Source organism: Tsukamurella sp. M9C (assembly GCF_020169415.1).
Taxonomy (GTDB): domain Bacteria; phylum Actinomycetota; class Actinomycetes; order Mycobacteriales; family Mycobacteriaceae; genus Tsukamurella.
The window spans coordinates 1-13,306 of sequence record NZ_JAIULG010000045.1 but is presented as its reverse complement, the minus strand read 5'-3'; the positions used below and the strand labels follow the sequence as shown (position 1 = coordinate 13,306).

Annotated in this window: 11 protein-coding genes and 1 pseudogene; 8 read left to right on the top strand and 4 right to left on the bottom strand. The window is 70.6% G+C overall.

Features of this window, described 5'->3' with window-relative positions; translation table 11 throughout:
* Positions 1-43: 43 nt before the first annotated feature.
* From LB823_RS18355 to LB823_RS18345, 3 genes are all read left to right on the top strand, one after another.
* On the top strand, positions 44-1,555 hold the full coding sequence (locus tag LB823_RS18355) for an NAD(P)/FAD-dependent oxidoreductase (RefSeq protein WP_224649826.1): 1,512 nt from the start codon (positions 44-46) through the stop codon (positions 1,553-1,555).
* An 80-nt stretch (positions 1,556-1,635) separates the two neighbouring features.
* The gene (locus tag LB823_RS18350; protein ID WP_308011469.1) at positions 1,636-2,262 is read left to right on the top strand and encodes a TetR/AcrR family transcriptional regulator; all 627 of its coding nucleotides are present in this window, start codon (positions 1,636-1,638) and stop codon (positions 2,260-2,262) included.
* Between the two features lie 5 nt (positions 2,263-2,267).
* Positions 2,268-3,305 carry a DUF6670 family protein gene (locus tag LB823_RS18345; RefSeq protein ID WP_224649873.1) on the top strand — a complete coding sequence of 346 codons (1,038 nt, stop codon included), beginning with the start codon at positions 2,268-2,270 and terminating at the stop codon, positions 3,303-3,305.
* Positions 3,306-3,461: 156 nt separating this feature from the next.
* On the opposite strand, the gene LB823_RS18340 is transcribed toward LB823_RS18345, so the two are convergent.
* From LB823_RS18340 to LB823_RS18330, 3 genes are read right to left on the bottom strand one after another with little or no spacing between them, the layout of a single operon-like run.
* Positions 3,462-3,737, bottom strand: coding sequence for a hypothetical protein (locus tag LB823_RS18340; RefSeq protein ID WP_224649822.1), 276 nt, complete (start codon positions 3,735-3,737; stop codon positions 3,462-3,464).
* Positions 3,734-4,108, bottom strand: a complete 375-nt coding sequence (locus tag LB823_RS18335) for a hypothetical protein (protein WP_224649820.1) — start codon at positions 4,106-4,108, stop codon at positions 3,734-3,736. Before LB823_RS18335 ends, LB823_RS18340 begins: the two co-directional genes overlap by 4 nt.
* Before the next feature lie 37 nt (positions 4,109-4,145).
* Complete coding sequence (locus LB823_RS18330; RefSeq protein ID WP_224649818.1) at positions 4,146-4,721, bottom strand: vancomycin high temperature exclusion protein; 576 nt, start codon at positions 4,719-4,721, stop codon at positions 4,146-4,148.
* Positions 4,722-4,913: 192 nt separating this feature from the next.
* Between LB823_RS18330 and LB823_RS18325 the strand changes: the two genes are divergently transcribed.
* Both LB823_RS18325 and LB823_RS18320 read left to right on the top strand, forming a co-directional pair.
* Positions 4,914-7,829: a (Fe-S)-binding protein gene (locus LB823_RS18325; RefSeq protein WP_374201351.1), complete on the top strand. Its 2,916-nt coding sequence runs from the start codon at positions 4,914-4,916 to the stop codon at positions 7,827-7,829.
* Positions 7,830-7,874: 45 nt separating this feature from the next.
* Positions 7,875-8,429 (top strand): annotated as a pseudogene (locus LB823_RS18320) (hypothetical protein); the annotation flags it as partial.
* 204 nt (positions 8,430-8,633) lie between these two features.
* On the opposite strand, the gene LB823_RS18315 reads toward LB823_RS18320, so the two are convergent.
* Entirely contained in the window at positions 8,634-9,215 is a 582-nt protein-coding gene (locus LB823_RS18315) for a TetR family transcriptional regulator (protein ID WP_224649812.1), read from the bottom strand.
* A 100-nt stretch (positions 9,216-9,315) separates the two neighbouring features.
* On the opposite strand from LB823_RS18315, the gene LB823_RS18310 reads away from it, so the two are divergent.
* From LB823_RS18310 to LB823_RS18300, 3 genes are all read left to right on the top strand, one after another.
* Positions 9,316-10,347, top strand: a complete 1,032-nt coding sequence (locus LB823_RS18310; RefSeq protein WP_224649809.1) for an ABC transporter permease — start codon at positions 9,316-9,318, stop codon at positions 10,345-10,347.
* Between the two features lie 3 nt (positions 10,348-10,350).
* Positions 10,351-11,607, top strand: coding sequence for a pyridoxal phosphate-dependent aminotransferase (locus LB823_RS18305; protein WP_224649806.1), 1,257 nt, complete (start codon positions 10,351-10,353; stop codon positions 11,605-11,607).
* A gap of 9 nt (positions 11,608-11,616) precedes the next feature.
* A partial coding sequence (locus tag LB823_RS18300) for a YibE/F family protein (protein ID WP_224649804.1) occupies positions 11,617-13,306 on the top strand: 1,690 nt, incomplete at its 3' end.

Sequence of the window (13,306 nt, the reverse complement as noted above, 5' to 3'; positions counted from 1 at the left end):
GTGTTTATATGACTTGGTAGTCATATCTAGAAGGGAACGGGACATGGCCTCAGTCATCGTCATCGGAGCCGGCTTCTCGGGCATCGCCGCCGCGATCGAACTGCTCCGCGGCGGCCACGACGTGACCGTCCTCGAGCGCGGCCCCGACGTGGGAGGCGTCTGGCGCGAGAACGCCTACCCGGGCGCCGCGTGCGACGTCCCGTCGGCCTACTACTCGCTCTCGTACTCCCCCAACCCGCGCTGGAGCCGGCGCTACGCCCCGCAGGCGGAGATCCTCGGATACCTCCGCGACAACGCCGACAAATACGGCCTGTACGAGCGCATCCGGTTCGGCGTGACGGTCCGCGAGGCGCGCTTCGACGACGACGCCCACCGCTGGACGGTGCGCCTCGACGACGGCGAGGATCGGGACGTCGTCGCCGAGCTCGACGCCGATTTCCTGGTGCCGGCCGTCGGGCAGCTCTCCACCCCGATTCTCGCGGACCTGCCCGGGCACGACGGATTCACCGGCGCCGCCTTCCATTCCGCGCAGTGGGACGAGTCGATCGACCTCGCCGGCAAGAAGATCGCGGTGATCGGTACCGGCGCGAGCAGTATCCAGATCGTGCCCGAGATCGCGCGGGTCGCGCGGTCGGTCACCGTCTACCAGCGGTCCGCGCCGCACATCCTGCCGCGCCCCGACTCCCGGCTCACCCGGGCGCACGCGATCCTCGCCCGCCGCGCGCCCGTCACCCTCCGCGCCCAACGCCTCCTGTGGCAGGGGGTGACCGAGGGCTTCACGGCCGCACTGCATTACGCGCCGCCGGTGGCCCGCGCCCTCGAACTCGCGTGCCTGGCCTTCATGCGGGCGCAGGCCGGTGACGCCGAGCTGTACCGCACCATCCGGCCCGAGCACCCGCTCGGCTGCAAGCGGGTCCTGTTCTCCAACCGCTACATCCCGGCGCTGCGCCGGCCGAACGTGGAGCTGGTCACCGATCGCATCGCGCGGGTGGGAGCCACGTCGATCACCACGGCCGACGAGGTGCGACGCGAGACCGACGTCATCGTCCACGGCACCGGCTTCGCCGCGGGCACCTTCCTCGACCACGTCTCGATCCGGGGAAGGGACGGCGCCGAACTCAGCGCCGCCTGGGCCGACGGGCCGCGCGCCCACCTGGGCATCGCGGTCCCCGGCTTCCCCAACATGTTCCTCATGTACGGACCCAACACCAACCTCGGGTCGGGGTCGATCGTCGCGATGCTCGAGTGCCAGGCGCGCTACATCCGGCAGGCCCTCGCCGCGATTCCCGACGGTGCCGCCGCCGAGGTCCTGCCCGAGGTCGAGGCCGCGTACGACGAGGCCCTGCAGGCGCGGCTCGCGAACGGCGTCTGGTCCCGGTGCGACAGCTGGTACGTCACCGAATCGGGCCGCGTCGTGTCGAACTGGCCCGGTACGGTTCGCGAGTACCGGCACCGGACCGACCGGTTCGACCCCGCCGAATACACCCTCCACCCGGCGCCGTGGGACGCCCCCGACGACGTCCGCCACGACGGCGCGAGCTTGACCGTCCGGTGAGCGATCCCGAAGATGGACGGCGTGAACGGGGTGCCACGGTGACGCGGGAGGCGACGCGTCCGCGGTCCGGCACCCGCGGCGTGCCGCGCGAGGTGCGGGCCGCGGAGATCCTCGAAGCCGCCGCGGCCGAGTTCGGCGCCCACGGCTACGCCGGGGCCCAGGTGACGGCCGTCGCCGAACGCGCCGGGGTGTCGAAGGCCCTGGTGCTGGCCTACTTCGGCTCCAAGGAGAAGCTGTACATCGCGTGCGTGCAGAAGGCCGGGCCCCTCGTCTTCGACGCGGTGCGCGATGCCTTCGCCCAGCCGGACCCCGATCCCCTGCCCGGTTCGTTGTTCAATCGCGCCGCCGTCCGGGTACTGACCGGCATCGTCACCTCCCTGGAGGGCCGCATCGGGTACTGGGCGCTGCTCTACGACCGGTCGGTGCCCGACGGGGACGGCCGGGTCGTGGCGCGCGGACAGCGACACCGCCTGCGGGAGCAGTCCTCCTCCGCCGTCGCCGGCGTGGTGCGCGCCGCAGGACTCACCGATCCGCGTGACCAGGCCGCGGCCGTCATCGTCTGGGAATCCATGATCTCCGGCGTCATGCAGTGGTGGCGCCTGAACCCCGAACTGTCCGCCGCCGAGGTCTCGGCGAGCGCGACCCGCATCCTCGCGGCCTGGGCGATCCCCGCGCCGTCCCCCTCCCCCGATACGGAGAACCCGTGAGCCACATGATTTCCACCCTGCTGTCCCGCGCCGTCGTCGACGGGGCGCTCCCCCTGCTGGACCGACGGATCGAGGCCTCCCGCCGACCCTTCGACCAGCCGGAGATCCTGCGGCCGCACGCCACGTCGAAGGTCTGGGCCACCACGCACTACGGCGTCTTCGTTCCCGACCTGCCGGAGCCCTACCGCTACGTGAACACCATGACGCTGATCGGCGCGGCGGGCGCGGAGCTCTTCGACCAGGATCATCTCTCGGCCGCGGATGCACGGAACACGACGACGGTGCTCTCCTCCACCGCCTACGCCGACCAGCACTTCTACCGCGCCTACGACGCGTCGCGCGAATGCCGTTTCGCCGCAGACGGATCCGAGCTGCGCTGGGGCGACGAGCTCGCCATCGACGTGGACCTGCCCCGCGTCACGGTGCGCGGCCGCTACCCGGGCTTCGACGTCGACCTGGAACTCGAGGTCTCCGACCAGGTCTCGTACTTCGTCAAGACCCCGATCTACGACCACCTCAGCCTGACCGCGCCGTACACCGGCACCGTCGACGGCGATCCCGTCGAAGGCGTCGGCACGTTCGAGTACGCCCGCATCCGCAGCCACCAGGCGCTCACCCGCCGCGCGATGCCCACGGCGCTCAAGCTGCCGATCGACTTCTTCACCTACCAGATCATCGACATCGACCCCACCACCCAGATCCTCCTCACCGACGTCCGCGCGCGCGGCCACATCGCGTGCCGGCTCGCGCACGTCCGGCGCCTCGGCGAACCGGCCGAGGTCTACGACGACGTCCTGATGGACGTGATCGAGTCGCGCCGGGTCGTCGACGACCGGGGCCGCGCGATGACGGTGCCCGTCCTGCTGAAGTGGACCGTCCGGGACGGCGAGGACGAGGTCCTCACGATCGACGGATCCGTCGACAGCGAGCTCCGGTACGGGCACGGCCGCGGCTACGTGGGCGCGTACACCTACCTCGGCAGCTACCGATCCCAGCCGGTCGCCGGCAGCGCCTACCTGGAGTGGATCGACACGCAGCCCTGAGGTCGGTGCCGTCGGAGCGGCCTCAGGCATCCGGAAGCATCGACCGAACGGACCGTTCCTCTTCCCCGGAGGGCATGCGTGACACGCATCGCCTCGGCGTTCGTCGAGCGGCCTGGGAGCGACCCGCGGGCGGAATCGACCGCGCGCCACTTCCGCTCACACCGCGAGACTACGACTGCGAGCGTGGCCCTCACCGCCGCAGGAGGCGTCGAACGAGGACGCGCTCCACCACTGCATCAACCCGAGGATCACGAGGAGAAGGACGATCAGGGCGAGTCCGAGCAGGCGTGCGCGACGGGACTCCTCGTAGACGAGGGCGCCGCCCGCTGCCCCACCGAGGACCACCGCTACGCCCATGCCGATCTGTACGGCGTTCCGCAGGATCGTGCGACCGCTCGTGTAGCCGTCGCCGCCGCTATCCGGCGCGGTCACGCCGGACACCAGCCGAGGAAGGCGTCCCGATACGTGGAGACGAAGAATTCGGAGCCGACGAAGATCGCGACGACGAGACCTACGGCAGCACCGCACGCCAGGAACGCGAGACGGTACCTGCGAGCGCGCCGCGCGAAGTCCGCCCAGAACAGCGCGGCCCACGCCCCGAGCGCAAGGAGGACGCACCCCATCAACCAGGCCACGTCGGTCACGAAGATCGAGAAGTAGTTGCCTCCGTCGAGGTACGTGCCGCAGATCTCGGTCGACAGGCGCCCCACCTCGACCCGGTCGTCGTTGGCGATGAGGACCGCGATGACGAGGAGCAGGACCAGCGCGCCTCCCAGCGCTACCCGCTGCAGGACTCGATACACACCTTGAATGTACCCAAACAAACTTAAAGTTCAGTAATCAGCGCCCGCGCGCGATGTCCAACGCCGCCTTGGGGCGCGACAGGACGTACTCGCGGGCGAGGTTGCGGACCCACGCGCGACGCGTGCACCCGCAGGAAGCGCGGACGGCGTCGGCGTCGAGGCCGAGATGGCGGGCGAGGGCGGCGGCCCGTCGGGCATGGAAGAACTGGGAGACGAGCAGGACCCGTTCGACCCCGAACTCGTCGCGCGCGCGACGGCACGCGAGATAGGTGTCGAGCCCGGCACCGTCGGTGAGCAGGGCCGACTCCGGCACGCCCCGGTCGCGGAGCCACCCCGTCATGACGGCGATCTCGTCGCCGGAGGTGCCGCCGGCGTTGCCCGAGACCAGGATCTTCTCAACCTTCCCCAGCCGTAGGAGCTGCAGCGACGCCTCCAACCGGCCCTCGACGAAGGAGCCCGGGCGGCCGCCCCGCGCCGACGCCCCGAAGGCGATCGCTACGGGCGCGGGCGGCGCCGATTCCGGCGCGTACAACGGCCCCGCACCTGTGAGGCCGGTCACCACCGAACGTGCACGTGCGACGGGATTTCGGCGCACGCGGACGGCTGAACTCATGAGCACACCTTACCGAGCAGCGAGTTAGGTGAACCTTCGCGCGGGACGACATATATCCGCGTTCTACCGTTAAGCCAGACGCAGTGGTTTCACACCTATGTTACTGACGAGTAATATCGGTGGTTACCCAGCCCGCGAGGCAGAAAGGTGCACGACGTGGACCAGACATATGTGGCCGCCGCCGAGTCCGACATCACCCCGCTGAACATCACCCTCGGCACGATCGGCGCAGTCGCGTTCGTCGTCGCCTGGGCGATCTTCTTCCGCGGCGCGTTCCGCATGGTGCGGATCATCGCCCAGGGACAGTCCGCCAAGGACCGCTGGCTCCCCTTCATCCCTCGCGCCGCCGAGGTCGTGGTCGAGTTCCTCGCCCACACCAAGATGATCAAGAACCGCACGGTGGGCATCGCCCACTGGTTCGTCATGGTCGGCTTCCTCGCCGGCATGGTGTTCTGGTTCGAGGCCCTGCCGCAGACCTTCGACCCGGCCTTCCACTGGCCCGTCGTCGGCTCGTGGCCGGTGTACCACCTCCTCGACGAGGTACTGGGTATCGCGACGTTCCTCGGCATCCTCGTGCTCATCGTGGTGCGCCAGGTCAAGCACCCGCGCAACCCTGCACTGTTCTCGCGCTTCTCCGGCAGCAAGTTCCTGCCCGCGTACACGATCGAGGCCATCGTCCTGTCCGAGGGCGTCGGCATGATCCTGGTGAAGGCGAGCAAGATCGCCACGTACGGCGAGTCGGATCCCGTGACCGACTTCTTCACCCGCCACGTCGCCGAGTTGCTCCCCGCGAGCCCGACGCTGATCACCGTCTTCGCCTTCGTCAAGCTGATGTCGGGCGTCATGTTCCTCGTCCTGGTGGGCAGCAACCTCACCTGGGGCGTCGCGTGGCACCGGTTCTCGGCCTTCTTCAACATCTACTTCAAGCGCGAGCTGGGAAGCCGCCGCGCGCTGGGCGCCGCCAAGCCGATGGTCTCCAACGGCAAGGTCCTGACCATGGAGAACACCGATCCCGACGTCGACAACCTCGGCGCCGGCAAGATCGAGGACTTCTCCTGGAAGGGCTGGCTGGACTTCACCACCTGCACCGAGTGCGGTCGCTGCCAGAGCCAGTGCCCCGCGTGGAACACCGGTAAGCCGCTGAGCCCGAAGCTGCTCATCATGGGCCTGCGCGACCACGGCTACGCCAAGGCGCCGTACCTGCTGGCCGGCGGCCGGACGGACCCGTCGGGCGAGCAGACCGGCCTGGTCGACGCCGAGGGCAACCCGGACGAGGCCAAGCTGGAGAAGATCCCCGCCGACGCCCGCGCCGAGGCCGAGCGCGCCCTGGTCGGGCCCGCGGGCGAGGACGGCGCCCTGGGCGGCGTCATCGACCCCGAGGTCCTCTGGTCCTGCACCACCTGTGGTGCGTGCGTCGAGCAGTGCCCCGTCGACATCGAGCACGTCGACCACATCGTCGACATGCGCCGCTACCAGGTGCTCATCGAGTCCGAGTTCCCGCACGAGCTGGCCGGCCTGTTCAAGAACCTCGAGAACAAGGGCAACCCCTGGGGCCAGAACGTCAGCCAGCGCACCGCCTGGATCGACGAGATGGACATCGACATCCCGGTCTACGGCCAGGACGTCGAGTCCTTCGACGGCTTCGAGTACCTCTTCTGGGTCGGCTGCGCCGGCGCCTTCGAGGATCGCGCCAAGAAGACCACCAAGGCCGTCGCCGAGCTCCTCGACGTGGCCGCCGTGAACTTCCTGGTCCTGGGCCAGGGCGAGACCTGTACCGGCGACTCCGCCCGCCGCGCGGGCAACGAGTTCCTGTTCCAGATGCTCGCCCAGCAGAACATCGAGCAGCTCGACGAGGTCTTCGACGGCCTGCCCGCCAAGCAGCGCAAGATCGTCGTGACCTGCGCCCACTGCTTCAACGCGCTCGGCAACGAGTACCCGCAGGTCGGCGGCGACTACGAGGTCGTCCACCACACGCAGCTGCTCAACAAGCTGGTCCGCGAGAAGCGGCTCGTGCCCGTCGCGCCCCCGTCGGAGGACGTGACCTACCACGACCCCTGCTACCTCGGCCGCCACAACCAGGTCTACGAGGCCCCGCGCGAGCTGATCGGCGCCTCGGGCGCCACGCTCAAGGAGATGCCGCGGCACCTCGAGCGGTCCATGTGCTGTGGCGCCGGCGGCGCGCGCATGTGGATGGAGGAGCAGCTCGGCAAGCGCATCAACATCGACCGCGTCGACGAGGCCCTGAACACCCTGTCGTCGTCGCCCGAGGCCACGCCGAAGAAGATCGCCACCGGCTGCCCGTTCTGCCGCGTGATGCTCTCCGACGGCGTGACCGCGCAGACCGCGGAGTCCGACGCCCCGGCCCCCGAGGTCGTCGACGTCGCGCAGATGCTCCTCGAGTCCGTCCGACGGGGCCTGCCCGAGGGCATCGTCGTCGGCAACCCGAACCGCAAGGTGTCCGACGGTGCCACCGCCCTCGCCGAGGCGCCTGCCGCGGCCCCGGCCGCTGTTCCGGCGGCCGCCGCGACCGCCGCACCGGCGGCGCCCGCGGAGAAGAAGGACGCGAAGCCGACGGTGGGCCTCGGCCTCGCCGGCGGCGGCAAGCGCCCCGGTGGACCGAAGAAGCCGGGCGCACCCAAGCCCGCAGCGGCTCCCGCCGCCGACGCCGCCCCCGCGGCCGAGGCACCCGCGACCGAGGCTGCCGCGGCTCCGGCCGCACCGGCTGCCGCGGCTCCGGCTGCACCGTCGGCCCCGGCCGAGGACCGCACGCTGACCACGGCGGGCGAGTCCAAGTCGGCCGGCTTCGGCATCGCGGCGGGCGCCAAGCGCCCCGGCGCGAAGAAGCCGGGCGCGCCGAAACCAGCGCCTGTGACGGATTCGGCACCGGCGGCCGCTGAGACGCCGGTCACACCCGCACCCGCGGCCGACGCCCCGGCAGAGGCCCCCGCGGCCGCTCCGGAGGCGGCACCGTCGGCCCCGGAAACCGACGCTGACCAGCCGAAGGCACCGTCGGGCGCGAGCGACCGCACGGTGACCACGGAGGGTGAGTCGAAGGCCAAGGGCTTCGGGATCGCGGCGGGCGCGAAGCGCCCCGGTGGACGGAAGTGATCGAAGCTCCCCGACTGGCTATCGCTTCTGCGGCAGGATGTACGCGTGCCTGAGTACGTGACTTACGAGGAGTTCGGGCGGCGGTTCTTCGAGATCGCCGTGAACGAGGAGCGCGTGGGCTCCGCGTTCGCCGACATCGCCGGCGGCGATTTCACCGTGGGCCCGATTCCGTCGGGCCCCGGTGGGATGGCCAAGGTGTGGGCGCAGGTGGAGATCGACGAGCCGCAGCTCACGCGCCAGGTGGGCGAGCTCATCACCTTCACGGTGAAGATCCCGCTGCGCATCGGCCTGCTGATCGACCTCAAGGTCGACCGGATCCGCTACGACGTGGCCGGCCTCATCACGCTCCCGCTCACGGTGCGCGCCGCGGCGCCGCTGGAGCTGCGCATCGAGGTCGACCCGCCGAAGCCCAAGGACGTGTGGGTCGACGTCGAGTCGCGCACCATCCGCGGCTCCATCGTGCGCGTCGTCGCCAGCGTCGACTCGGAGATCCGGCGGTTCATCGCGCAGTACGTCGCCGAGGAGATCGACAAGCCGGAGATCAAGAAGGCGCGGATCATCAACGTCTCCGAGGAGCTGGGCCGCGCCTTCCACAACCTCGGCGACGACGAGGACCCGCAGACTCCGCCCGCAGCTCCCGCCCCGGCATCCGCTGCCCCGGGATCGGCACCAGCGGCACCCGAGGTCATCGAGCCGACCGAGATCCTGCCCGCGCCGGGCGACCGGCTCTAGGAACCGGCCGATTCCCGGCTCGGGGCGACGTATTTCGATCGTCGGCCCGAATTCTGCGGGTTTCGGGACGCGTCAGCCCGCGTCGCCGTCGACGATGCGCTGGATCGCGGCGCCGTAGGTCGCCACCAGTTCGTCGGCCGAGGGCTCGGCGAACAGCGGCGCTGCGATCAGGTACCGCATGAAGGCCAGCCCGAACATCGTGCTGGCGACCACCCGCGCCGTCTCGATCGAGATCCCCGAGTGCCTGGTCAGCGTCGGGATCATCACCGACGACAGGAACTCGCCGAAGGTGTTGGACGCGCCCTCGTCGGCGTTCACCGCGGCGCGCAGCAGCGCCCGGAAGGCGTCGGAGGTCTCCTGCCCCTCCCAGACCGTGAGCGCGGCCCGCACGAGCCGCTCCCCCACGCCCTCGCGCGGGCCGTCGAGCGCGGCGGTGAAGATCTCCTCCGGGTCGACGGGCATGCTCATCACGCCCCGGAACAGGCCCTTCTTGTTGCCGTAGTAGTACGAGACCAGCGCCACGTCGACGCCCGCGCGGGCGGCGATGGCGCGGATCGTGGCGCGGTCGTAACCCACCTCGGCGAAGAGCTCACGTGCCGCCTCGAGGATGTCCGCCTTCGCGGTACTGACGCCCGCCCGTCTCCCTGTGGCCATGCGCCGATCCTAACAGGATTTCAACGCCTGTTGACTTCCGTGTCGCCGCAGTCGTACTCTCAGATTCATCACACGTTGAATTACTTGGAGGTGCTCCACCATGAGCAAGTCCCACGCTCAGCTCGCGGCGGTCTTCGCCGGGCTGGCGATCGCCATCCCGCTGATCGTCCTGCTGTTCACCGGCCCCGCCTCGCACGGCAAGCCGCACGACCTGCCGATCGGCGTCGTCGGCCCGGCGAGCGCGGCGCAGCAGGTCGAGCAGCGGCTCGACGCGCAGCAGCCCGGCGGCTTCGCCGTGCACGCCTACGAATCCGAGGCCGCGCTGGTGCAGGCCGCGAAGGACCGCGAGGTCTACGGCGGCATCGTGCCCGCGAGCCCTGCCGCCCCGGGGTCGCAGACCAAGGCCGTCGTCGCGAGCGGCGCCTCGCCCGCCGTCGCGCCGATGATCACCCAGATGGCGACGGCCCTGGCCCAGGGCCAGAAGGTGCAGACCGTCGAGGTGGCTCCGCTCTCCGCCGACGACCCGCGCGGCGCCGGCTTCGGTTCGATCGTGATGCCGGTCTTCCTCTCGGGGATGGTGCTGGCGCTGGCCACGGTGATGATCGGCGGCCATCCGAAGATCGTCGCCGCGGCCCTGCCCGTGGGCGCGGCGGTCATCGGCGCCGCCGCCGTGGGCGCGGCCATGTGGATCGGCGTGCTGCCCGGCGGCTTCTGGGGCCAGTGGCTCGCGATGAGCGCGGGCATGCTCGCCATCGGCGCGACGGTGGCAGGGCTGGTCTCCCTGCTCGGCACGAAGGGCATCGGCCCCGCCGCACTGCTGTTCATGCTGGTCGGGATGCCGCTGGCCGGCATCGCCATGCCGCCGGAGTTCCTGCCGCACGTCTGGGCGGTCCTCGGCCAGAGCCTGCCGATCGGCGCGACGGGCACCGCGCTGCGCAGCGCGGCCTTCTTCGCCGACGGTTCCCTCGTCGGCGCCGGGGCCGGCGCGGCCTTCGCGGTGCTGGGCGCCTGGATCGTCGTGGGCTACGCCCTGCTCGTGATCGGCGCCGCGAAGCACCGGGCGCAGGGCGGCGCACCGTCGGACAAGGGCGAGGTGGAGGAAAAGGATTTGCTGCAGCCTGCGACGATATAGCCCATGAGCCGACCGCATGTGCCCCACATCCGCACCGAACTCAAGCCGCTCGAGCAGTCCGCCAAGCTGCAGAACGTGCTGTACGAGATCCGTGGACCCGTGGTGGCACAGGCGGCTCGGCTCGAGGCGCAGGGGCACCGCATCCTCAAGCTGAACATCGGCAACCCGGCGACGTTCGGCTTCGAGGCGCCGGACTCCATCGTCCGCGACATGATCCACGCGCTGCCCACCTCGCAGGGCTACAGCGAGTCCCAGGGCATCGCCTCCGCGCGACGGGCCGTGGTGACCCGCTACGAGGAGGTCCAGGACTTCCCGTACTTCGATATCGGCGACGTCTACCTCGGCAACGGGGTCTCCGAGCTGATCACGATGACGCTGCAGGCGCTGCTGAACAACGGCGACGAGGTGCTCATCCCCGCGCCCGACTACCCCCTGTGGACCGCCATGACGTCACTCTCCGGCGGAACCCCGGTGCACTACCTGTGCGACGAGGACAACGGCTGGAACCCGTCCGTCGAGGACATCGAGGCGAAGATCACACCGCGCACCAAGGCGATCGTCGTGATCAACCCGAACAACCCGACGGGCGCCGTCTACTCGCGCGAGACGCTGCAGCAGATCGTCGAGGTGGCGCGCAAGCACTCGCTCCTCGTGCTGGCCGACGAGATCTACGACCGCATCCTCTACGACGACGCGAAGCACATCTCCATCGCCGAGCTCGCGCCGGATCTGCTCGTCTGCACGTTCAACGGCCTGTCCAAGGCGTACCGCGTGTGCGGCTACCGCGCGGGCTGGATGGTGCTCACCGGGCCGAAGGACCACGCCTCCGGCTTCATCGAGGGCCTGACGCTGCTGGCGTCGACGCGCCTGTGCCCCAACGTCCCCGCGCAGCACGCGATCCAGGTGGCGCTCGGCGGCTACCAGTCGATCAACGACCTGATCCTGCCCGGCGGGCGGCTGCTGGAGCAGCGCGACGTGGCCTACGAGAAGCTCAACGCCATCGACGGGGTGAGCTGCGTCAAGCCCCAGGGCGCGCTGTACGCCTTCCCCAAGCTGGACCCGAACGTGCACGAGATCCGCGACGACGAGCAGATGGTGCTGGACCTGCTCAACCAGGAGAAGATCCTCCTGGTGCAGGGCACCGGCTTCAACTGGGCCACGCCCGACCACCTCCGCGTCGTCACCCTGCCCTGGGCGCGCGACCTCGCCGAGGCCCTCGATCGTTTCGGCAACTTCCTGAGTTCCTACAAGCAGAAGTAGGGTGTCGGCGTGACAGCCGACCACGACCACGACCTGCACGACGACCCCGCAGCGCACGTGCACAGCCACTCGCTGACCAACATCTCCCTCGGGAGATGGGCGTCCCGGGTCGTGGTCGGCCTCCTCGCCGTGATCGGCGTCCTCGTCGTGGCCGGCGTGATCCTGCTCTGGCCGTCCCAGATCCGCGTGAGCGTGCCCTCGGGGCCACAGTCGCCGACGCTGGCCAAGGGCGAGGTCTCCGAGCAGCTCGTCGGCGACTGCGACTTCTCCCCGTCCGGGAACGGGCAGCTCAGCGACGCGGAGCGCCACCCGGTCCTCAACCCCGACGGTGGCTGCCTCAACAGCTCCGTCAAGATCACCAGCGGCCCCGACGCCGGCAAGTGGACGATGTTCTCCATCGGCACGCAGCGGATGAACGTCTCCGCGGTGCCCGGGAAGGCCTCGCCGGACGCGGCACCGTCGGGCATCGACCTGTCCCGTCCGGCGACGCCCGGCACCGGCCAGCCCGACCTCGCGCCCGGCACCAAGATCATGATGAGCTGGAACGGCGGCGGCGTGGCCGGCTCGCCGTCGAATTACGCCTTCTACGACTACGCGCGCGGCGTCTCGCTGTGGGTGTGGGGCCTGGTCTTCGCGGCCGTGGTGATCGCGGTGGCCCAGTGGCGCGGCCTGCGGGCGCTGCTGGGGCTGGCGCTCTCGGGCGTGGTGATCGTCTTCTTCGCGCTGCCGTCGATCCTCGACGGGCACTCGGCCGTCTGGGTGGCGCTGGTCGCGTCGGCGGTGATCCTGTACCTGGTGCTGTACCTCGCGCACGGCGTCTCGCTGCGGACGTCGGCGGCGTTGTTGGGCACGCTCTGTTCGCTCGCGGTGTGCGGCGTGCTGGCCTGGCTCGCGACGGCCACCACCCAGGTCACGGGATTGAGCAGCGAGGACACCACGAACCTGCAGGCCTACGCCTCGACCGTCTCGACGTCCGGCGTGCTGCTCGCGGGCTTCGTCATCGGCGCGCTGGGCGTGCTCAACGACGTGACGATCACGCAGTCGTCGGCGACCTTCGAACTGGCGAAGCTCTCCCCGAAGTCCTCGCGTCGACGCACCTTCCTCTCCGCGATGCGCGTGGGCCGCGACCACATCGCGTCGACGGTCTACACCCTCGTCTTCGCGTACGTCGGCACGGCGCTGCCGCTACTGCTGCTGTTCTCCATCGCGGGCCGGCCGCTGGGCCAGGTGCTCACGTCGGACTCGGTGGCGATCGAGCTGGTCCGCGCCTTCGTCGGCGGCATCGGCCTGGCCCTGTCCGTGCCGCTGACCACCGCCATCGCGACGCTGCTCGCGAAGCCGAAGCGGGTCGCCGTGAGCGCCGAGGCCGCGAAGCGCTACACGCAGAGCCATCCCGACGCCGACCCGTCGGAGATCCGGGTCCGCGAGCGCCGCGCCGCGGCCGCGAGAGCGGCGAGCGCGGCGGCAGCCACGACCACCGCGGCGGCCGCCTCGACGCCGGCCGAGGAGCGGGTCGAGCAGGAGACGCCGGCGCCCGCCGCGCCGCCGACGGGGCAGCTGCCGGTGGCGCCGCCGACCGGACAGTTCCCCGTCGCGCCCCGTCCCGCGACCCAGCGCACCGAGGGCCACACCGGCCCCCGCGCCGCGGCCCCGCGCCCCGCGACGGCACCGCGTCCCGAGGCTCCGCGCCCCGAAACGC